This is a genomic window from Paenibacillus ferrarius (assembly GCF_002027705.1).
Lineage (GTDB): Bacteria > Bacillota > Bacilli > Paenibacillales > NBRC-103111 > Paenibacillus_E > Paenibacillus_E ferrarius.
Window position 1 is genome coordinate 163,580 of record NZ_MBTG01000045.1, and the last position, 20,686, is coordinate 184,265.

The window sequence follows — 20,686 nt, forward strand, 5'->3', positions numbered from 1 at the left end:
GAGGTTTGTTTCGTTCTAGGAAAAAAATCCCTGAGCGAACTCAGGCTCGCCAGGGATTCATATTACGCTTCTACTGCTGCAGCCACAGGAGCTACATCAACTGGGTATACGCTCACTTTTTTGCGATCGCGGCCCCAACGCTCGAATTTCACTACGCCTTGTACCAAAGCGAAAAGTGTATCATCCGAACCAATGCCTACGTTTGTTCCTGGGTGAATTTTCGTACCGCGTTGGCGATAGAGAATGCTGCCCGCAGTAACCGTTTGACCGTCAGCACGTTTAGCGCCAAGGCGCTTGGAATGCGAGTCACGTCCGTTCTTTGTGGAACCTACTCCCTTTTTGGAAGCGAATAACTGGAGATCCAATTTCAACATGGTGTTTATCCTCCTTTGTGATAGATTGTTTCAATCGTTATATAGTCACCGTAGTTTTGTTCAATCGTTTGAAGCATAACGACCATCGATTCCAGAATCAACTGTACTTGGTTCCACGTTTCCACGATGTCCCGCGTGCTCTCCGGGATTGTAACATCCAGAAGGCCTCGTTCCATTTCGTGAATAGGAATCACGCCGGTTAAAGATTCTATAGAATTAAAGGTACCAACGGAAACCGCCGATACCGCAGCACAGACTAAGTCTTTGCCGGGCACGTCATACTCAGCATGGCCTGCCACTACATAAGATAAGATCTGAGGCGAATCCGGTTCAAGACGCTTTATGGTCACGTAGATCATAAGTCAGCCTATTACGCTTGGATTTTCTCAACAACTACTCTTGTGTACGGTTGACGATGACCTTGCTTTTTGTGATAGTTCTTTTTCGGTTTGTACTTATAAACGATGACTTTAGCGCCTTTGCCGTGTTTCTCCACTTTCGCGGAAACTGAAGCACCAGCTACCAATGGAGCACCTACTACTAAGCCACTCTCTTTGGAAACCAGGAACACACGATCAAAAGAAACAACTTCACCTTCAGCAGCGTTCAATTTCTCGATGTATAGAACATCGCCCTCTTGAACTTTGTACTGTTTACCACCTGTTTCAATAATTGCGTACATTTTCATTACCTCCTCATGTCTCAGACTCGCCTTGTCCAGGTGACGGATAGGATGAAACATCCAATGCCGTGCTTAAACCCGATTCGTGCGGTTACAGCATGCCTAAACAACACACTCCGAGTATTATATCACAGAAACATTTTGATATGCAATTCTTTTATTTGCGCTTGCGCGTCATTTCGAGAAGCCCAAGTCTTGTCCAACCGACAATAATCGTTTTGGAGCGATCCTTGCGTACTGCTTGCGAGATATTCTCCATGACTGCCGCGCGATTCATTTCCGAAATCATATCTATGAAATCTACAATAATAATGCCCCTGATATTTCGCAGCCGCAGAAGCCTTGGAATCTCACTCGCGGCTTCCCGATTAATATCCGTGACCGTCTGTTCTAAATTAATGGATCCGGTGTATCTGCCCGTATTAACGTCAATGACTGTTAATGCTTCGGTTTGATCAATAATCAAATAACCTCCGCTAGGCAGCCAAATTTTCCGTCGGAAACTAACATTCAATTCATCGGTTACTCCGAATTGGTCGAACAAGGGAATCTTGCGGTCATAATAAGCAACACGACCACGCCAGCTCGGGTGCTGCCTGCGCAGAAGCTGCCGCATCTCTTCATACACCTTGGCGTCGTTCAGCCAAACTTCGTTTACGTCATCCGAGATGACATCCCTCGTTAATCTTGGCAGCAAATCCAAATCCTGATACAGCTGCGCCGGCGCTTGCACGCCTTCAACTTTGGCTACAATCGCTTGCCATAAATCTCGTAAATTTTGCAAGTCATCGCGAATGGATTCTTCACTCTGTCCAATTGCGCCCGTCCGCAGAATAACACCTTCTCCGGGAAGCAAATTGCCCTCTGCAAGCTGTTTGAGACGCTGTCGTTCAACTTCCAAATCAATTTTGCGGGATATGGCAATATAATCGGCATCCGGCATGTAGACAATCCAGCGGCCGGGAATGGAAATATGTGTCGTTACTCTGGCACCTTTGGTCCCTTGCGGATCCTTGGTCACCTGCACCATCAGCGTCTGTCCAACTTCAGCGAGCTCCGTTATGGAGGGTTTAATCTTAGGTTGCTTGTCCAAATGGACAGGGAGGAGGTCGTCTATATAAAGAAAGGCATTCTTCGAAAGTCCGATATCGACGAACGCCGCCTGCATGCCGGGAAGAACGTTGACGATGCGACCCATGTAGATGCTGCCTGCTCTTTGGGAATCAAGCGGATACTGCGTATCATACTCAACAAGACGACCGTCTTCAAGCAATGCCGCTTGTGTAAGTTCAGGTGCGCAGTGAATTATAAGTTGCTTCATACACGTTCACCTCAACAGTTATTTTACATGAAAAGATCGGAAACTGCACTCCCCGGTTTTTTTCCATCCAAATAACCGCTCACAATTTGCTGTTCCGGCAGCACGGCTTGTATGCGCCCAACGTCGTTCACGATATAGATCAAATGGTATTTCTCCCGCATAAAAAGCTTCAGCGTTTCCGCCATAGTCCGCTGCTTGGTAATGACAATCGGCTGTGCTAATGTTCCGCGGCTGATCACCTGGCTCATGCGCGCCCCCCGGCCAATCAGGAAACGAAAAAAGTGATAGGGCAGTTGGCGGTAAGCATACCAATTGGACACAAGCAAAAAAATGCCGATCACCAATATATTGAGCGGGAGTTGTCCGCTGATGAATTGCATGATGGCCATGGCAATAATCGCCGTGCTTAGCATCATACTAATCCAAGCCGTATATAAAATGGTGTTGTGGTAGGATAAAAAATAACCCAGCAAGGACTGCAGCACTTTGCCGCCATCCAGCGGCATAACCGGAATGAGATTAAATAAACCAATCATCAGATTGGCTCCAATGAAATAGTCCCACCAGCTGCCGACACCTACCCCAAGCCCCTTCATGAACAGAGCCAAGAGGATCATCCAGACATGCTGCAGCGGGCCGGCCAAAGAGACGACAAGCTCTTCCCAGGTCGGAACTGTCCCCAATTCATCTACAACGAGAACACCGCCAAAGGGCAGAAGCTGAACTTCCTTAACCCGCCATCCGAAGCCGTTCGCAGCAACGAGATGACCCAGCTCATGGACAAGCACGATACCAAATAACGTAGCAGCTTCCAGAAAATATCCCGTCAAAGCGGAACCGATCATGATGAGGGTAAACAAAGGATGAAAGCGATACGTTGTTCCGGCCCATTTAATCAAAGTTCGTCACATCCAGTGGATTAATAGGACGACCGTCTCTTGTCAAAGCGACATACAGCGTCCCTTTGGCCGGATCCTTTTTAGAGGCTTTGCCTATCGACTCGCCTACTTTCATCCAGTCCCCTACCTCAACAGCGGCCTCGCCCAACCCCCCGTACAAGGATTGCAAGCCTCCAGGGTGGCGAATGATGATGGTTAGCCCTGTCTCCACAGCAACACCGGAGAAAATAACCTGACCTGTGTCCAAAGCGTATACAGGGGCATATTCAGCGGTATTCAAATTAACGCCCGGATGGTTCGTCCCATCAAAGGGCAGGATGATGCTTCCTTTGACCGGAGAGTAGATCGTCCGTTTCGTTGTACTCACTTTGACCGCCTCATTCCCATCACGGTTAAAGCTGGGAATAAATGACGGCGAACCGCCAAAACGGGTCGTATACCAAGCTGAAACCGCAGTGAAATCATAGGATTTGGTTAGAGAAGCCGTCACGATCTGCTTTCCCTTTAATGCCCATGGCTGGTTCAGCTGAAACATGCCATACATTGCCGCAAATAATGCTCCGCTAATCAAAAGCTTAAGCGCAATCTTACGGGAGGAAGGCGGCGATAACAGGCCACCGCCTTCATCTCCCCCATAATCTCGTCCATGCAAGGCTTTGTCCATGCGCATTTTTTGCTGCCATGCATATTCCGGATCTTCCATGCGCCGTTTCAAGTCCATATCTACATAAGGCGGGGTCTGAGGGATATGAAGATTAGGCAGCTGCTCATTGAGTCGCGCAGGTTTGTATGGACCAGCGTCCCCCTTAGCGATATCCGATGTTTCCCGCAGATTGCGAAGCCGTTCCAATCGTCTTTGCTTGACTTTATCTTTGACTTCCATGGAAGCCCCTCCTAAACAGTACTAGCGAATCATGTTTAGTACAGCCTATGAGAAGAGGGACAAGATTATGTGATCAATCACGTCTAACCAAAAAAAGCCCTAGTCTTACAGAGGCCAAGGACTCTACAAGACTAGGGCTGGATGTTTAAAATAATTCAGGCTCACGATCCTGATGGAGCTTCACACTCATGACTAACCCAAGTGAAAGCATGTTGATCATAAGCGAAGTACCGCCATAACTGACGAAAGGCAGTGTTATTCCCGTTAATGGCATAATCCCTATCATCATGCCCACATTTTCAAAAATTTGAAACACAAACATAGACACAACGCCAACGACGATATAAGCGCCGCCCAGATGCGAGCTTTGAATGGAGATGAGGATCATCCGATAAATCAACAAGAAATAGATAAGCAAAAGGACTGCCGATCCACGAAAACCGAACTCTTCTCCTACCACAACAAAGATGGAGTCTGAGTATGCAAAAGGAATAAAGTTGCTATGAACGGACGTTCCCTGCAGGAATCCTTCCCCTTCTAGACCGCCCGAACCAATGGCTCTAATCGCATTATTTACTTGATAATTATCATCAGCGGACACTTCATGCGGATAAAGAAACGTGTCAATCCGGTCCATCCAATGACTGAAGCCTAATCCCTTAAGCAAGTCAAACAAAGGTTGATGAAATTGTTTGTATAGAGTCAAGATCAGGAAGCCAGCCCCCGCCAAGATCACAACACTGAGCAAAACATGCGAATATTTAATATTTCCAATCCAGAGCATCCCGAGCAGAATAATGACAAAGATGATCGCATTCCCTAAATCCGGCTGGATAAGAACCAGAATAAAAGGCAATAAAACAGCCGCTCCGACCGGAATGATATCATTCTTGATTTGCAATAGATCCCCGCCGCGTCTTGCCAACAGCGCTGTAACGCAAATAATCAGAATTAACTTCATCAATTCCGCCGGTTGAAAGGTAAGTCCCCCGGGAAGCTCAAACCAACCGCGTGCTCCATGAATTTTTTTGCCGAAAAAATACACAGCAATCAATGAAAGGATACCAATTCCGTACAAGTAAGGAGCAATTCGAATAAGGACGCGAAAATCAAATACACTGCATGCCAGAAATGCAATAAAACATACCGCGTATAAAACGAGAATTTTGGTGACGCTGATAACAATCGAAGGATGATCCACAGAAGCGCTGTACACCATCATCGTGCTGATCACCATGAAGGCAAGCAAGATGACTACAATCGGAATATCTATGTTTTTCAGTTTCGCAAGCACTGTCCAATCATCCTATTCCAATAAACTTTTTCATACGCTTCACCCAGCCCGTTTTGTCTTCCAATTGCATAAGCGGAACAGTGTCCCCCAATATGCGGCGAGCGATGTTGCGATAGGCGATAGCTGCGCGTGAGGATGGGTTCATAACAGTTGGCTCTCCCAGATTAGCTGCCTTGATAACGTGTTCATCATCGGGAACAATCCCTAACAAATCAATCGCCAGCACAGAGCAGATCTCGTCTATATCCAGCATCTCGCCCTTCTTCATCATCAAGGGACGTATACGGTTAATAACCAGCTTGGGAGAGGAAATTTTCTCATTCTCCAGAAGTCCGATAATCCGATCAGCGTCACGCACAGCGGCATTCTCAGGCGTGGTCACGACTATCGCTTTGTCAGCGCCGGCTACAGCATTTTTGAACCCTTGCTCGATGCCAGCAGGACAGTCAATGATGACGAATTCGAAGTCTTTTTTGAGCTCGAGAATAATATCCTTCACTTGATCCGGCGATACAGCATGCTTATCCTTCGTCTGTGCCGCAGGCAGAAGATACAACTCATCGAAGCGTTTATCTTTAATTAAAGCTTGCGGCAAACGGCAGCGGCCTTCCGCCACGTCGACCAGATCGTAAATGATTCGATTCTCAAGTCCCATGACGACATCCAAATTGCGCAGTCCGATATCGGTATCCACCATGCAAACCTTTTTCCCCAATAGTGCCAATGCTGTTCCAAGATTAGCGGAAGTCGTTGTTTTACCAACACCGCCTTTTCCTGAAGTGACAACGATTGCCTCTCCCATACTTTCTCACCCCACACGCAATTTTTCTATATGTTACAAACTAAGATTTCAAGTTTGAATCCGGCCAAAGTCGATGAAGCTGATGCACCTTATCGATTTCCATTTTGCCTTCTTTCACGTAAGCAAATTCCATGAAGGCCTCTTCAATTCCCCACTCATCGGGAGAACGGCTGATGATGCCGGCAATCCGCAATTGGGTAGGCCGCATATGGGAAGCTGCGATAATAGCTTTATCATCGCCATCAATCCCCGCATGCGCCATCCCCCGAAGCGAACCCATAATATAAATGTTTCCGGTAGATGTTATCGTTCCGCCCGGATTCACATCGCCCAAATATAGTAAATCACCCTCTTGGTGGAGGGTTTGTCCCGAACGAATCATGCCCTTAACTGTTGTCATTGAAGCCACAGGTTCTTCAGCGGCAGCCTCTTTACGGGGCTCACCTTCGATCGATTGGATGAGAAGATTGCCTTTTTGCTTAATGACAGATCTAATCTCTTCCTTCTGCTCTTCCGTCACGTCACGGCTGCCTAATTTCACATGCACATGAATAATCGGTCCGGTCAATATTTGTTGATGCGTTTTCTCAAGCTTATGCTGCAGTTCTTGCAGCAAATCTTGCCATTCGCATGCATCGTTTAGTAAAAAAACAAGGCCATCCTTGACCCCTTTTATCATCACATGGTGCTTAGTTACGGACATAAGTGTATGACAACCTCCCAACCTATACATTTCGGTTCCTGTCCTGAATTCTCCTGCAAACCGCCTAGAAAATTAATCTTCGTTTCCAGCAGGCGCATTCCGCTTTCCTTCAAGCAGCTTGCGAATGGGAACGTAGCAAATCAGGGCAAATAGCAGATTAAACAGAACACTCGGAAGCATGTAATGGGTGAGGGCAAATTCCAAATCAATGTCAATAAGCTTGAACAGCCGGTTGATCCCATAGTTAAAAAACTCAAACAAGAGCAATCCCATTCCGGTAATCAGCAAATTATAAAATATTAAATTAGGTTGTCTTCGCTGTGCTAATCCAGCCAAGTAGCCGGTTAGTCCCATACTGAAGGAATACACCCCCAGCATAGAACCGTAGTAGTTGAAATCATGCAAGAGCCCAAACAGAAGCCCGTAAATGAGAGCGGTATGACGATGATGAAAAAGTCCGATAAACAAGATGAAGACGAGCGTGAAATGGGGCGTTACGGTTACAGTCGATTGCCAAGCTGATGGAATCAGCCAGACGACGATGCTGCCTTGCAGGATAAACAAGCCAAGCAAAATGAGCCATAGCAAATGTCGAGTCACGTCACGGCTCACCTCATTTCACTTCCGGGACTTCGACCACAAATACTTCACGAATATGGCTGAAAGAAGCCTTCGGCTTCACCATAACCTTGTATGTGATTCCAAATTCCCCAGGACCTATGGAAGTGATCGTACCTACCTCAATGCCCTTCGGAAATACTTGCCCCAAGCCTGAAGTAATAATGGTGTCCCCAACCTTCATATCATCCGCATGCTCGACCTTGTTCATCACAAGCTCGCCAGTTTTGGAATCATAGGATTCAATCATCCCGAAGGGTTGATTGTCGTTGCCTTTCACAGTGACAGCGATCGCTTTCGAATTGTTGTCCGTGTCATTCGTTTCCTTCAGCAGTTGAACGTTCGAGTGAAAGCCGAATACTTTGCTCACTCTGCCCACCAGTCCGTCAACGGTCATAACGGCCATATTCTCCTTGATGCCGTCTTTGTCGCCTAAATTAATCGTGACCGTGCTATTATACGGATCTGGATCAATAGTAACGACCTCTGCAATGCGGTACTTGTACACATTGGCTTGACGCTGACGCTCCGTAAAGCCAAGCTCTTCCATCAACCGCTTGTTCTGAGCTTCCAGATCATTCAAACGCTGCGTATCTCGCGCATACTGTGTAAGCGTCAGCTTCAGCGTCTTGTTCTCTTCATAAATAACCCTTAACTGACGAACATCTTCAAAGAAACCCGCTACCTGCGCAGCGGGCTTGTAGAAGAGTCCTTGCGTCCAAGAAACGGAGTCTTTGACGAATTTCTCCGGCCACGTCATCGGTGCCCGGTTCCCTAATGTCAATCCCATCAATATAAAGAAGCAGACAAGTCCGAACATCAGGAAAAACAGCCTCTTGTTTCCCATAAATTTAAACAACATGAGCACCTTCTAACGAATATTAACGCTGCTTATATCGCGAGCCTGATCCTGACTTATTCTTGAACAAATGAATGTTTTCTAGTGCGCGTCCTGTGCCGATTGCCACGCAATCGAGCGGGTTCTCTGCCACGAGGACAGGCATCCCTGTTTCTCTTGCCAGCAGTCGATCAAGATTGCGAAGCAAGCCGCCGCCGCCCGTTAGAACGATGCCGCGATCCATAATATCCGCAGACAATTCGGGCGGACATTTCTCCAGCGTAACTTTGACCGCTTCGACGATGGCATTGACCGTGTCCAGAAGGGATTCCGTAATTTCATCGGATGTCACGCTCATCGTTTTGGGCAAACCGGAAACCAGATCACGTCCACGAATTTCAAGTGTCTCCGGCTTCTCCATCGGAAGCGCAGAGCCGATTTCCATTTTAAGCGTTTCGGATGTGCGTTCCCCAATCATCAGATTGTATGTACGCTTAATGTATTGAATAATAGCATCGTCCATTTCATCCCCGGCGATGCGGATCGAGCGGCTGGTAACGATGCCCCCGAGAGAAATCACCGCGACTTCTGTCGTTCCGCCGCCGATATCGACGACCATACTGCCTGTTGGTTCCCAAACAGGAAGATCAGCCCCGATTGCCGCAGCAAACGGTTCTTCAATCGTGTACGCCTCGCGCGCTCCCGCTTGTTTGGTCGCATCTTCAACCGCACGTTTCTCTACAGCTGTAATTCCGGATGGCACGCAAACCATCACATTCGGGTGACGCTGAAAGAGCCAGCGCTGCTTCTGAGCTTGTCTCAAAAAGTAGCGAATCATCGTCGCTGTTGTCTCAAAATCGGCGATAACGCCATCTTTCATCGGGCGAATCGCACGGATGTTGCCAGGGGTGCGCCCGATCATTTTTTTGGCTGCGTCTCCGACAGCCTCGATTGTTTTCGTATCCGTACGTAGAGCAACCACAGACGGTTCTCTAACGATAATTCCTCTGCCTTTTACATAAACCAGTGTGTTCGCTGTACCCAAATCAATCCCTAAATCCTTCGTTAAACCGCCAAACATGGCAATGCTCCTTTCCTGTTGCCAATCTATTATATTACATAAAGCCTTGTTCCTTCAAACTAATGAATCGCTGATCACCAATGATAACATGATCCAGTACTTCAATACCAATGATAGTTCCCGCTTCCACTAAACGGTGCGTTAATTGAATATCCTCAGGGCTTGGTGTGGGGTCGCCGCTGGGATGATTATGTACACAAACGATTGAAGCACTGCTGCGTTTGATCGCCGCGCGAAACACTTCTCGGGGATGTACGATGGATGCATTCAAGCTGCCCATAGACAAAGTTTCCTGCGCCAGCAAATGATTCTTCGTATTCAGAAATAAACAAACAAAATGCTCCTTTTGTAAATAACGAAGATCTTCGCTCATCAAATTGGCGATATCTTTGGGCGAACGAATCGTCACCCGCTCGGCATGGCTGCTTTTGGCGAGTCTGCGTCCAAGCTCAATGCCAGCCATAATTTGCAGAGCTTTCGCATCGCCAATCCCTTTGATCTGCGTCAGCTGATCTTTACTCATATCTACTAGACTGCGCAAGCCCCCACTTTCGTTCAATATTCGTGTCGCCAAACGCACAGCTGATTCAGATACGGTCCCTGTTCGAAGCAAAATAGCCAAAAGCTCCACATGACTTAGGGCTCCGGCTCCATACTGGAGCATTCGCTCTCTCGGTCTTTCTTCATTTGGCACTTCTCGCAGCATCAAGCTTGTGGCTTCCATGAATTCCCCTCTTTCATCTTGTAGGTTGTGTTACTTCCCTCTATCCCATTCATGCCGAAATATGCTCAAAAAACGACATAAAACCCCCGGATTCATAAGATCCGAGGGCTTCTAGGACAATAACTCATTATTCGATTGTGGGCATTCGAAAGCTCTGATTCGTTCCAACATACTGCCGATGGTATGTCCATTGAAGTACAATTCCATCTGCTTCTCGGCGTCTGCGAACACATCTCCCATTAATTTATCCATCTTGGATGAAATCAAACAGGGTTTATTCTCATCCCCAGAGCACCAGCTTGGCTTCAAGGAGCCTTGGCACGTCAATCGATAAATTTCACCGAGTGTCACTTCATCCGGGTTTCGGCTGAGGATGAAACCGCCGCCGATACCTTCTTTCGTTGAAACGTAGCCTGCTTTTCGAAGAAAGCCCATCACTTTGCGAATACGAGCAGAATGTGTAGACACATTCACAGCAATTTCTTCGCTTGTTGCCATATGATCGGGCAAATTAGCAAGAAATACAAGACTGTGGACGGCTATCGTAAATTCGCTGTTCATGGTTGGTCCCCCCTGAAGAATGCGATGTTGTGTCGCTTACTGTCATTGTACCCGTTACAGATTATACAGTCAATGGATGAGCACCTTTTGGGAGGCAGAACGGTGAACGTTTAGAGAACTTCGATGTCAAACTGAAGCAGCAGATCGCTTAGCAGAGACAGCGGCAAGCCAACAACGGTGAAATAGTCGCCTTCGATGGCATGCACAATCGTAGCTCCGATCCCTTGAATGGCGTAAGAGCCGGCCTTGTCCTTAGGTTCTCCTGTCGCAATATAACGAAGAATTTGGCTGTCGGTCATTGGTTTCATCTTGACATCTGTGACACTGTGCGAAACGGCTTGTTTGCCCGTAGCTGCATCGATACACGCGATCCCGCTATAAACCTGATGCGTATTGCCTTGCAGTGCTTGCAGCATCCGGAAAGCGTCTTGTTCGTCCGCCGGTTTGCCCAAAACTTCATTGTGGTAAACAACGACCGTATCCGAGCCGATAATAATACCATGCTTCTCTTCAGCTTCCAGCATTTCGCGCACCATGGATGCTTTGCGCAAAGAAAGCAATTCCACCAGCTGAGCTGGCGTGATTTTTTCTTCGACGGTCTCATCTGCGTCACTCACTCGAATGATATAGGGTAGACCTAATGTTTGGATAAGCTCTTGTCTGCGCGGCGATGACGATGCCAGAATAAGTCGTTGATGGTGATTGGTATTGGTACTCATAAGAAACAACTCCGTTCAAAGTAATAATCGAATTCACACATAGGCGAGACTGCTTTTTTTACAACTTGCGATACAGGAGGTAGGCCCCCACTAATCCAAGAATACTGCATAAGTTTAGTTTCACCAAAAGATGGAACTCATATTTCACAACCTGCAGATCAGCTTTAGGCTCCCAGGAGATCTGGGCTGATTTGGTCAAAAAAGCAAGAGCAGGGACCGGCGCCAGCAGCTGGCCAACAATAATCCCGGTAATCAAACCGACGATTAAAAATACGATTAATGCGAAGGTGCCTTTTTTCATGCCTGTCATCCTCTCTTCTATGTACAAGCCCTATTATACTGGCACACTCCTCTTTTTTCCATGAAAAATGTGATCGCATGGTGATTGTTACCTGCTTACATCCCCAGCTGATCCTAGTAAGATAGTTACCGGAGGTATTTCAACTATGACTCTACTAAAAAGACTTGTCCTATTCACTTTTCTATTAACCCTAGCCTTTCCGTATCAAGCCTTTGCTTACAAAATCGTGCTGGACGCCGGACACGGTGGAAGCGATCCCGGAGCTATCGGCGTCAATGGCCTCCGTGAAAAAGATGTCAACTGGGACATCACCCAAAAAGTAAGAGACGAGCTGAAAGCGCTCGGTTATGAGGTTGTTTTGACCAGAAAAGATGATTCCTACTGGGCGCTTGCACAGCGAGTCGAATTCACGAATGCGCAGCAAGCGGATTTATTCGTATCTATTCATGCGAATGCTCACCCTGATGGCAAAACCAACGGCTCCATGGTGCTTTACTATGACAATGCCTATCCGCAAGAGGATTACCCTGCCAGTGAAACGATGAAGCAATTGACTCCCTACAGCAAAGACCTTGCTCAGCACGTTTTGGATTCTCTGGTCGCAGCGGTGGGAACCAAAAACTTAGGACTCGTCCCAAGTGCTGTGTATGTCGCCCGAATGGGGACCATTCCGAGCATTCTTGTAGAAACAGCCTTTCTCAGCCAAAGCAGCGATGCCGCTTTGCTCGCTAGCGATGCGGTGCGAGCCAAGATGGCAAAAGGCATAGCGAATGGAATTGCCGCTTACGCACCTCCCTTGTTCACGGACACACTTACCCATTGGGCCCGAGAAGCGATCGTACGGATGCAAAATAAAGGGGTCATTGAAGGTATGGGCAATCGGTATGAACCCGATCGTGCGCTGACCAGAGCTGAATTCCTCACCTTGATGGATCGTGTCTTCTCCTTCAGCGAAATGAAAGCGTCCTGTGAACCAAGCGGAACCGTCACATCGCTTGTATATGGCTGCCAGGCTGATGACGCTGAGCAAAGCTACAAAGATCTGCCAACGTCTCACTGGGCCAGCCCCGTGTTCGCCAAAGCCAAGAAACTGAATCTGCTGCAGGGGTACTCGGATGGAACCATCCGTCCCAACCAAGCGATTACGCGTGGCGAGGTTGCTTATCTGTTTGACCATTTGCTGCAGCTTTCCGCCACTGCAAATAGCAGGCAGCAGGCAGCACCGCAGCCTAGCTTCGACGATGTGCCTTCCTCGTTATGGAGCGCGAAAGCCATTTATGCTTTGCAATATAAAGGATTGATCAATGGCATCACCGATACCTCGTTCAAGCCAGATCAAACCATTACCCGCGCCGAGATGGCGACCTTGTTGAATCGTTATTATGTCAAATGAAAAAAAAGCGTGTCTGAGCCCTTAAAAGGTTCGGACACGCTTTTTTTAGGAAGGGACGCTGATTTTCTTAAGCAGCTCTTTCTGGGCGATAATGTACTGCATCATCGACGACTGAGCTTGCCACAACATCGCTGTGGAAGGACTTTTCTTATACTCGTCCATCGACAAGACCGCGCTGTTGATGGCTGCTGTCATTTTTTGCACGACCAATTTCGATTCATCCGTCAGCCCTTCGTTCATCGCTGTTGACAAAGTGGTTAGCTGTTGATGGGAAGTATGGATCGTCTGCACGGAAGCTTCTGCCAGCGCGGTTGGTTTCGTCTCCGCCAAATGCACTACGGTGAGCCCTGTTATTGCGTTCACCAATTTGTCCCCTTCGGCCAGAAAAGAAGGAACGGAATCCGGCTTTTGTCCGCCCCAACGGATGCCTGTTGCTGCGGGGATATCTAAGCTTTTGATATACACTTCAATCGATTTATCCGCAGCCTGCACCTTCTCACGCAGTGCGAGCGCATCATCCTTCGTTTTGGCAAAACCCACAAATACGGTCAGCTTATCCAAAGAATCGAGTGCGGATGCCAAGCCTTTCTTTTTCAAAGTATCCTGCGTGGCTTGAGCGCCCTGCAAGCTGCTGAACACCCCATTTTGCAGAAACGTATACGACTTGGCAGGAATTTGCACCGGTGTAACGACCGATGCAGATGCAGCAGCAGCTGTTGCCTGCTCCGGAGTCGTCTTGACAGCTCCCGTCGGTGCTTTCGATGGAACCGCTGCCTGCGCCTTAGGCGATGGCAAGGCAATTGTATTTTTAGCCGCAGCAGTGTCGTTGGCATCGTTATTGGATGAGAACATCGAAAGAACGAAAAAACCAAATGCGATCCCGGTCACAACAGCACCAGCCACTGACGTTGCAATACGAATCCAAGGCGCGCCCGATGGTTTGGCATATCGTGTACCTGTCTCTGGCTCCACATAGGGCCCCTTCGAGGTCCAGCTTGACCACTCGTCGCGATTTCGCTCCGGCATCGACTCCTGCGCCCCCTGTCTTTCCGGAGGCAATTCTCTGTCTTCCTGGCGGTCTCTGACCTCCTGGGATTCGCGGATAATTCGTTCCACACGGTCGCTCTCTGTTTCAATCTGACTGTTCCAATTCCCAAAATCAGTTGTAAAGGTATTTAATGCGTGCGGCTCAAACATTTGTTCGACTTGCTCTCTCTCAGCCTGCTGATAGGAAGTAATCGGGTCCGGCGCACGTTCTTCACTTGGATGCGTGATTACTTTGAACTCTTCCTGATAGAGCGGGATGACTTTCTCATCCTGATCAGGTACGCGTGAGGCTTTGCGGGTTGATTCTATGGGTTCTTTTGGATCGAAACGGTAGGTTATTCTAGCTTTGCTCATTCTCTTCACTCCCTCATAAATGTATTTGGAACGGGCTTTGACGCCACGTTGTCTTGTCCAAATCTTCTGTTACTAGATTATGATTGAGAGAATCGAATTATGTTCCTTTCAGCAAAAAAAGACCGCCTCCAGCCAAATTGGCTTGCAGCGATCTTTAAGCTAGGTATTCGTTTCGTATTTCTTGCGCAGCGACTTTGCTAGTCCATCCGCCGCTTTCCAGATGTCACCCGCACCCATCGTTAGCACGAGATCGCCAGGTTGTACACGCTGAATCAGATCGGATAGAACCTCTTCCCTCGTTGCAATATGCCGAACATTCGGGTTGCTGTTGCTTCTGATCAGGTCAACCAGCTTGGCAGAATCCACGCCTTCGATTCGCTGTTCGCCTGCCGGTGAGTAGATATCGGTGATGATCACCTCGTCAGCTTCATCGAAGGAGCGGCTGAACTGCTCAAACAAATAATAGGTTCGCGTGTATCGTTGCGGTTGGAAAACAGCAATAATTCGCTTCCCTGTTGCTTTGGCAGCCGATATTGTGGCCTGAATTTCCGTAGGATGATGAGCATAGTCATCGATGACCAGGATGTCCTCTACCTCGCCTAACACTTGGAATCTACGTTTTGCCCCGCGAAACTCTTGAATCGCATCTGCAATCTGCTCGAATGGCAATCCCGCTTCCAAACAAGTGATTACCGTCGCAAGCGCATTATACACGTTATGCTTGCCTGGCACGGATAAACTCACCAAGCCCAAATCTGCGCCCTTGAACCTTACGGCAAAAGTAACTTTACGGTCACCCAGCGTAATATCATGCGCTACATAGTCAGCCTCGCTATCTATGCCATACGTAATGACTTCGCTTTGAATAGCTGGAATCATTTCCCGCAGGAAAGTATCATCCTGGCAAACAATTGCTTTCCCTCCAGGTCTTACTTGACTGAGGAATTGTTTGTACGCCTTTTTCAAATTCTCGAAATCACCGTTGTAATTCTCCAAATGATCCGCTTCGATATTATTGACCAATGCGAGAGTTGGATGATATTGAAGGAATGTCCCATCGCTCTCATCCGCTTCGGCGACGACAAAGTCACCCTTGCCTGCTTTGGCATTGCTGCCCACATTCATGATTTCTCCGCCAATAATGTACGTCGGGTCCGCTCCGCAAATTTCCATGACCAACGCAATCATAGACGATGTTGTTGTTTTGCCATGAGCGCCTGCAACCGCAATGCCCTTGCGTTCGTTCATAAGCCTTGCGAGCATCTGTGAACGATGAATGACCGGAATATTCAATTCCTCCGCAGCCTGCATCTCCACATTATCTTTGGAAAGAGCTGTCGAGTACACAACCAAATCAGCGCCGGAGACATTGCCCGCTTCATGTCCTATGAAAACCTTTGCGCCTTTAGCAATTAGCTTTTCTGTTAGTTCTTGCTGTGCTAGATCGGAACCGGAAATTCGGTATCCCATTTCAAGCATGACTTTGGCAATTGCACTCATGCCGTATCCGCCGATGCCAATAAAATGTACGTGTTCTGCTTGACTCACGCCGTTCTCACCATCCTTTTTCAGAATCGGTTTGATAGGTAATCCAAGAACGAACATCAGAGATTAAATACAGCGTGCCGGATACGACCGCCAGATCATCCTGCTCAGTTCTGCTTGTAAGGACTTCTAATGCTTGCTTCCAATCGTGCTCCACGACAATCTCTACCGTGCGATCCATATCCCGAAGCAGGTCTCTGGCAAGCTCGGCAAGCTTGGAAGCATCACCTTTTTTATGAAAATCAGGTTCCGTAAGAATAAGAGTATCCACCAATGGTAGTATATGCCTGAGATAGCCTGTATGATTCTTTGTCGAAAGCATTCCCATCATCAGATGCAGCTTGCGGTAAGAATATACACTTTGAAGGGCGGCAGCCAGCGAAGCGGCTCCTTCCGGGTTATGCGCGCCGTCCAACAGAATGCGCGGCTCGTTCGAAATCATTTCAAGCCGCCCTGGCCAGCGTGTTCCCTGAAGCCCCTTGAACAGATCCTCATCATCTACGATGCAAGCATAATATTGACGAAGCACTTCCAAAGTCATCACAGCGACCGCCGCATTCGTCAGCTGATGCTCCCCATTCAAAGAGATCGGCACGCCTTCGATTCGGCGAAAAGGCCCGCTGAAATCAAAGGATTGATGATCCAGCTTACTTGATACATTGGCATAATTAAATTGATGTCCAAGCGAATACAGTGTAGCCTTCTTCGCTTTGGCCGTTTCTTCGATAACATGCCATCCTTGTTCAGGCCCCACGGCAGTAATGACCGGTACGCCCGCTTTGATAATGCCAGCTTTCTCAGCAGCTACCAGTTCGAGCGTATCTCCCAGAATATCCATGTGATCATGACCCACATTCGTAATGACGGTAACAACGGGATTCACGATATTCGTGCTATCCAGCCTTCCCCCTAGTCCTGTTTCCCATACCACATAATCCGGATAAGCAACTTTGCCGAAAAACATAATGGCCAGTGCGGTCGAGATTTCAAACATTGACGGAGCCCCAAGCTCCGTCTCGGCAATTTCGTCTACGATGGGCTTCATCTCATTCACTAGACGCAGCAGAACCTCATCCTCAATATCCGCACCATTCACCTGCATGCGATTGGTATACTTCTCCAAGTAAGGAGACGTAAACGTCCCCACATCGTAGCCGCATGCCTGCAAGACAGAAGATAAATACGCACAAGTAGAGCCTTTGCCGTTCGTCCCCGCCACATGGATGAACTTCAACCTGCGTTCGGGATGACCGAGCTTTTCCATCAGCAATTGCATTCGCTGAAGTCCCGGTTTGATGCCAAGTTTCTCCATCCGGCCAACAATCCACGCAATCGCTTCTTGCGCTGTTTGAAATTCAGCCGAAGGGGTGTCTTTTAATTCGTTCATCGTTCTCATCCTCATTTACTATATGAATCACCTTGTCTGTGTAACTAGGCAACTAACCATTTTACCAGCATTATCCTTTTAATTCCGCTAATCGAGCAATCACTTTATCCCGTTTATCCGCATAATCAGCAAGTTTAGCCTTTTCTTCCTCAATCACCTTGGCAGGCGCCTTGGCCACAAAGCCCTCATTGCCCAGCTTCTTCTCAATACGCTCAACTTCACCATGCAAGGATTGCAGCTCTTTATCCAAGCGGGCAAGCTCCTGCGCGATGTCAATTAAACCTGCCAGAGGCAAGAACAGCTCTGCGCCTGTAATAATGGACGTCATTGCCTTCTCTGGCGCTGCCATATCGGCGTCGATTTGGAGCAGGGACGTATTACAGAAGCGTTTGAGGTACTCCTCATTGTTGCGAAGAATACTCAGCGTATCGGCGGTCGCCGGCTTCACCAGCAGTTCAACCTTTTTGCTCATAGGCACGTTCACTTCTGCTCTGATATTGCGAACAGAACGAATCGCATCCATCAGAAGCTCCATCTCGCGCACAGCATCCGGTGATTCGAAAGCAGCGTTCTCTTGCGGCCATGCAGCAAGCGTAATCGTTTCACCCTCATGAGGCAAATGCTGCCAAATTTCTTCGGAGATAAACGGCATGAACGGGTGAATCAAGCGCTGCGTTTGATCGAGAACATACGCCAGAACGGATTGCGTCTTTTGCTTCGCCGCTGCGTCTGCTCCGTACAAGCTCAGTTTGCTGAATTCAATGTACCAGTCGCATAGATCATCCCAAATGAAGTTGTACAGTACTCGACCGGTTTCACCGAACTCGTAGCTGTCGATCAAACGGGTTACTTCGCGAACGGTCTCGTTCAGACGGTGCAGAATCCAGCGATCCGCCGTACCCAGCTGACCTGTCAAATCAATATCAGAGGCGGCAACGCCTTCTAGATTCATAAGGGCAAAGCGGGAAGCATTCCAGATCTTATTGGCAAAATTCCGCGCCTGCTCAACGCGTTCCCAGCGGAAACGAAGATCCTGACCTGGCGTGCTGCTAGTTGAGATCATATAACGCATAGCATCTGCGCCGTATTTCTCGATCACTTCTAACGGATCCACGCCATTGCCTAAGGATTTAGACATTTTGCGGCCTTCAGAATCACGAACGAGTCCATGCATCAAAACATCTTTGAACGGATTTTGCTTCGTAAATTCAAGTCCCGTAAAGATCATGCGAGATACCCAGAAATAGATGATATCATAGCCGGTTACGAGCACATTCGTCGGATAGAAGCGTTTCAAATCCTCGGCTTCTTCGTTCGGCCAGCCAAGCGTTGAAAACGGCCATAAAGCAGAACTAAACCACGTATCCAGCACATCGTTGTCTTGATTGAGGTTCGTGCTTTGGCAGTGCGAGCAAACTGTCGCATCTTCACGTGTTACGGTGATTTGACCGCAATCTGCGCAGTGCCAAGCCGGAATCCGATGTCCCCACCACAATTGGCGGGAAATACACCAATCACGTACATTTTCGATCCAATTCAAATAAATTTTCTCGAAACGATCCGGAACAAAATTAACGCCATTGCCTGATTTTTGCGCATCAATCGCTTTCTCAGCAAGCGGCTGCATTTTCACGAACCATTGGGTCGACAGGTACGGCTCAATGACTGCACCGCTGCGCTCACTGTGACCTACTTGGTGAACGTGCTCTTCAATTTTAATCAGAACACCTTGCTCTTTCAAATCAGCAACGATTCTCTTGCGGCATTCAAAACGATCCAGTCCTTGGTACGGGCCTGCATTCGCATTCATCGTACCGGTTTCATCCATCACGAGAATTTGCGGGAGATCATGGCGTTTGCCTACCTCGAAATCGTTCGGATCATGCGCAGGCGTGATTTTCACAGCGCCGCTTCCGAACTCTTTTTCTACGTAGTCGTCAGCAATGATCGGAATTTCGCGATTTACAATCGGAAGCAGCAGCGTTTTGCCGATCAGGTGCTTATAGCGCTCATCTTTGGGATGAACTGCAACAGCGGTATCGCCCAGCATCGTTTCCGGTCGCGTCGTCGCCACAACGATAGAATCTGTCCCGTCAGCCGTTTGATATGACAAATGATAGAGGGCGCCTTGCACCTCTTTGTATTCAACTTCAATGTCTGAAAGCGCAGTACGTGCTGCGGGATCCCAGTTAATAATATAATTGCCGCGGTAGATAAGACCTTTCTCATACAAGCTTACGAAGACTTCGCGAACTGCTTGCGACAGACCTTCATCCAAGGTAAAGCGCTCGCGGGAATAATCGAGGGAGAAGCCCATTTTGGCCCATTGCTCACGAATGGTGTTCGCGTATTGATCCTTCCACTCCCACACTTTCTCCAGAAACTTCTCGCGTCCGAGATCATAGCGGGTTTGGCCATCTTCGCGAAGCTTCTGCTCCACTTTTGTTTGCGTGGCAATGCCTGCATGGTCAGAGCCAGGCAGCCAAAGCGTGTCAAAGCCTTGCATACGCTTCGTCCGCACTAAGATATCTTGGAGGGTGAAATCAAGCGCATGCCCGATATGCAGCATCCCTGTAACATTCGGAGGCGGGATAACAATGGTGTACGTCTCAGCATCCGGACGGTTGCCCGCTTTAAAAAACTCATTCTTAATCCAGTAATCGTACCACTTTCGCTCGGCTTCCTTGGGATCATACGTAGTTGGCATTTGTAATTGCTCTTTGGTTTCATTAGCTTCAGTCATCGGACTACCTCCATTACTAGAATCTCTGTTCGATAGGCTTTAAGCGCCTGTCATACCTTGTAAACCAGCTAAATTCAAACAAAAAAAGCCCTCCGCCCGCAAAGGACGAAAGGCTTGCGCTTCCGTGGTACCACCTTCATTCCGCGCAGCTTCAACTAAATAAAGCGCGTGGCTCTCAAACAGATAACGGCTGCGGCCGGCGAATGCTAAGTCAGTTATACCGCATAGACGGATAGCTGCCATCACATTCACAACTCCAGGGCGACTTCGTTCGGTTGCTTCCTATGGAACCTTTCAGCGCTACCAGTTCCACTCTCTGAAGGGCTTACCGCCTACTACTCCCTATCAACGTTTCCAATATTACTCAAAATGGTTTACATCATATGATAACGAACATTTGAAATAGAGTCAATATAT

The 20,686-nt window shown here is 48.0% G+C and carries 21 protein-coding genes and 2 other annotated features; of the genes, 1 reads left to right on the top strand and 20 read right to left on the bottom strand.

What is annotated here, in order from left to right:
* Window positions 1–62: 62 nt before the first annotated feature.
* The 16 genes from rpmA to BC351_RS33085 all read right to left on the bottom strand — a co-directional run bounded on the left by rpmA (window position 63) and on the right by BC351_RS33085 (window position 11,800).
* Window positions 63–374, bottom strand: a complete 312-nt coding sequence (rpmA, locus tag BC351_RS33010; RefSeq protein ID WP_079419062.1) for a 50S ribosomal protein L27 — start codon at window positions 372–374, stop codon at window positions 63–65.
* 5 nt (window positions 375–379) lie between these two features.
* Entirely contained in the window at window positions 380–733 is a 354-nt protein-coding gene (locus BC351_RS33015) for a ribosomal-processing cysteine protease Prp (RefSeq protein WP_079419064.1), read from the bottom strand.
* A gap of 11 nt (window positions 734–744) precedes the next feature.
* Window positions 745–1,056, bottom strand: coding sequence for a 50S ribosomal protein L21 (gene rplU / locus BC351_RS33020; RefSeq protein ID WP_029194673.1), 312 nt, complete (start codon window positions 1,054–1,056; stop codon window positions 745–747).
* A gap of 12 nt (window positions 1,057–1,068) precedes the next feature.
* Window positions 1,069–1,159: a sequence feature (ribosomal protein L21 leader region), on the bottom strand.
* A gap of 54 nt (window positions 1,160–1,213) precedes the next feature.
* On the bottom strand, window positions 1,214–2,377 hold the full coding sequence (locus BC351_RS33025) for an Rne/Rng family ribonuclease (protein ID WP_079419066.1): 1,164 nt from the start codon (window positions 2,375–2,377) through the stop codon (window positions 1,214–1,216).
* 23 nt (window positions 2,378–2,400) lie between these two features.
* Complete coding sequence (locus BC351_RS33030; RefSeq protein ID WP_079419068.1) at window positions 2,401–3,276, bottom strand: M50 family metallopeptidase; 876 nt, start codon at window positions 3,274–3,276, stop codon at window positions 2,401–2,403.
* On the bottom strand, window positions 3,269–4,159 hold the full coding sequence (locus BC351_RS33035; protein ID WP_079419070.1) for a M23 family metallopeptidase: 891 nt from the start codon (window positions 4,157–4,159) through the stop codon (window positions 3,269–3,271). Before BC351_RS33035 ends, BC351_RS33030 begins: the two co-directional genes overlap by 8 nt.
* Before the next feature lie 145 nt (window positions 4,160–4,304).
* Window positions 4,305–5,453: an FtsW/RodA/SpoVE family cell cycle protein gene (locus BC351_RS33040; RefSeq protein WP_079419072.1), complete on the bottom strand. Its 1,149-nt coding sequence runs from the start codon at window positions 5,451–5,453 to the stop codon at window positions 4,305–4,307.
* 7 nt (window positions 5,454–5,460) lie between these two features.
* Window positions 5,461–6,255: a septum site-determining protein MinD gene (gene minD / locus BC351_RS33045; RefSeq protein WP_079419073.1), complete on the bottom strand. Its 795-nt coding sequence runs from the start codon at window positions 6,253–6,255 to the stop codon at window positions 5,461–5,463.
* 40 nt (window positions 6,256–6,295) lie between these two features.
* Window positions 6,296–6,958: a septum site-determining protein MinC gene (minC, locus tag BC351_RS33050; protein WP_079419074.1), complete on the bottom strand. Its 663-nt coding sequence runs from the start codon at window positions 6,956–6,958 to the stop codon at window positions 6,296–6,298.
* A gap of 72 nt (window positions 6,959–7,030) precedes the next feature.
* A complete protein-coding gene (gene mreD / locus BC351_RS33055; RefSeq protein WP_079419338.1) occupies window positions 7,031–7,558 on the bottom strand; it encodes a rod shape-determining protein MreD in 528 nt (175 codons plus the stop codon).
* 13 nt (window positions 7,559–7,571) lie between these two features.
* Window positions 7,572–8,438 carry a rod shape-determining protein MreC gene (gene mreC / locus BC351_RS33060; protein ID WP_079419075.1) on the bottom strand — a complete coding sequence of 289 codons (867 nt, stop codon included), beginning with the start codon at window positions 8,436–8,438 and terminating at the stop codon, window positions 7,572–7,574.
* Between the two features lie 19 nt (window positions 8,439–8,457).
* Window positions 8,458–9,495 (bottom strand): rod shape-determining protein, encoded by a 1,038-nt coding sequence (locus BC351_RS33065; RefSeq protein ID WP_079419076.1) that lies wholly within the window; start codon window positions 9,493–9,495, stop codon window positions 8,458–8,460.
* Window positions 9,496–9,529: 34 nt separating this feature from the next.
* On the bottom strand, window positions 9,530–10,219 hold the full coding sequence (gene radC, locus BC351_RS33070) for a RadC family protein (protein ID WP_079419077.1): 690 nt from the start codon (window positions 10,217–10,219) through the stop codon (window positions 9,530–9,532).
* A 111-nt stretch (window positions 10,220–10,330) separates the two neighbouring features.
* The gene (locus tag BC351_RS33075) at window positions 10,331–10,780 is read right to left on the bottom strand and encodes an RrF2 family transcriptional regulator (protein WP_079419079.1); all 450 of its coding nucleotides are present in this window, start codon (window positions 10,778–10,780) and stop codon (window positions 10,331–10,333) included.
* Between the two features lie 110 nt (window positions 10,781–10,890).
* Window positions 10,891–11,499, bottom strand: coding sequence for a Maf family protein (locus BC351_RS33080; RefSeq protein ID WP_079419081.1), 609 nt, complete (start codon window positions 11,497–11,499; stop codon window positions 10,891–10,893).
* Between the two features lie 58 nt (window positions 11,500–11,557).
* Window positions 11,558–11,800: a DUF4321 domain-containing protein gene (locus BC351_RS33085; protein ID WP_079419083.1), complete on the bottom strand. Its 243-nt coding sequence runs from the start codon at window positions 11,798–11,800 to the stop codon at window positions 11,558–11,560.
* 145 nt (window positions 11,801–11,945) lie between these two features.
* On the opposite strand from BC351_RS33085, the gene BC351_RS33090 reads away from it, so the two are divergent.
* A complete protein-coding gene (locus tag BC351_RS33090) occupies window positions 11,946–13,193 on the top strand; it encodes an N-acetylmuramoyl-L-alanine amidase (protein WP_079419085.1) in 1,248 nt (415 codons plus the stop codon).
* Between the two features lie 45 nt (window positions 13,194–13,238).
* On the opposite strand, the gene BC351_RS33095 is transcribed toward BC351_RS33090, so the two are convergent.
* The 4 genes from BC351_RS33095 to BC351_RS33110 all read right to left on the bottom strand — a co-directional run bounded on the left by BC351_RS33095 (window position 13,239) and on the right by BC351_RS33110 (window position 20,269).
* Window positions 13,239–14,594 (bottom strand): SPOR domain-containing protein, encoded by a 1,356-nt coding sequence (locus BC351_RS33095; RefSeq protein ID WP_079419087.1) that lies wholly within the window; start codon window positions 14,592–14,594, stop codon window positions 13,239–13,241.
* 159 nt (window positions 14,595–14,753) lie between these two features.
* The gene (murC, locus tag BC351_RS33100) at window positions 14,754–16,142 is read right to left on the bottom strand and encodes a UDP-N-acetylmuramate--L-alanine ligase (protein WP_079419340.1); all 1,389 of its coding nucleotides are present in this window, start codon (window positions 16,140–16,142) and stop codon (window positions 14,754–14,756) included.
* A 7-nt stretch (window positions 16,143–16,149) separates the two neighbouring features.
* Window positions 16,150–17,535 carry a bifunctional folylpolyglutamate synthase/dihydrofolate synthase gene (locus BC351_RS33105; protein WP_079419342.1) on the bottom strand — a complete coding sequence of 462 codons (1,386 nt, stop codon included), beginning with the start codon at window positions 17,533–17,535 and terminating at the stop codon, window positions 16,150–16,152.
* Between the two features lie 61 nt (window positions 17,536–17,596).
* Window positions 17,597–20,269: a valine--tRNA ligase gene (locus tag BC351_RS33110; protein WP_079419089.1), complete on the bottom strand. Its 2,673-nt coding sequence runs from the start codon at window positions 20,267–20,269 to the stop codon at window positions 17,597–17,599.
* Between the two features lie 98 nt (window positions 20,270–20,367).
* Window positions 20,368–20,627 (bottom strand) — a binding site (T-box leader).
* Window positions 20,628–20,686: the final 59 nt, after the last annotated feature.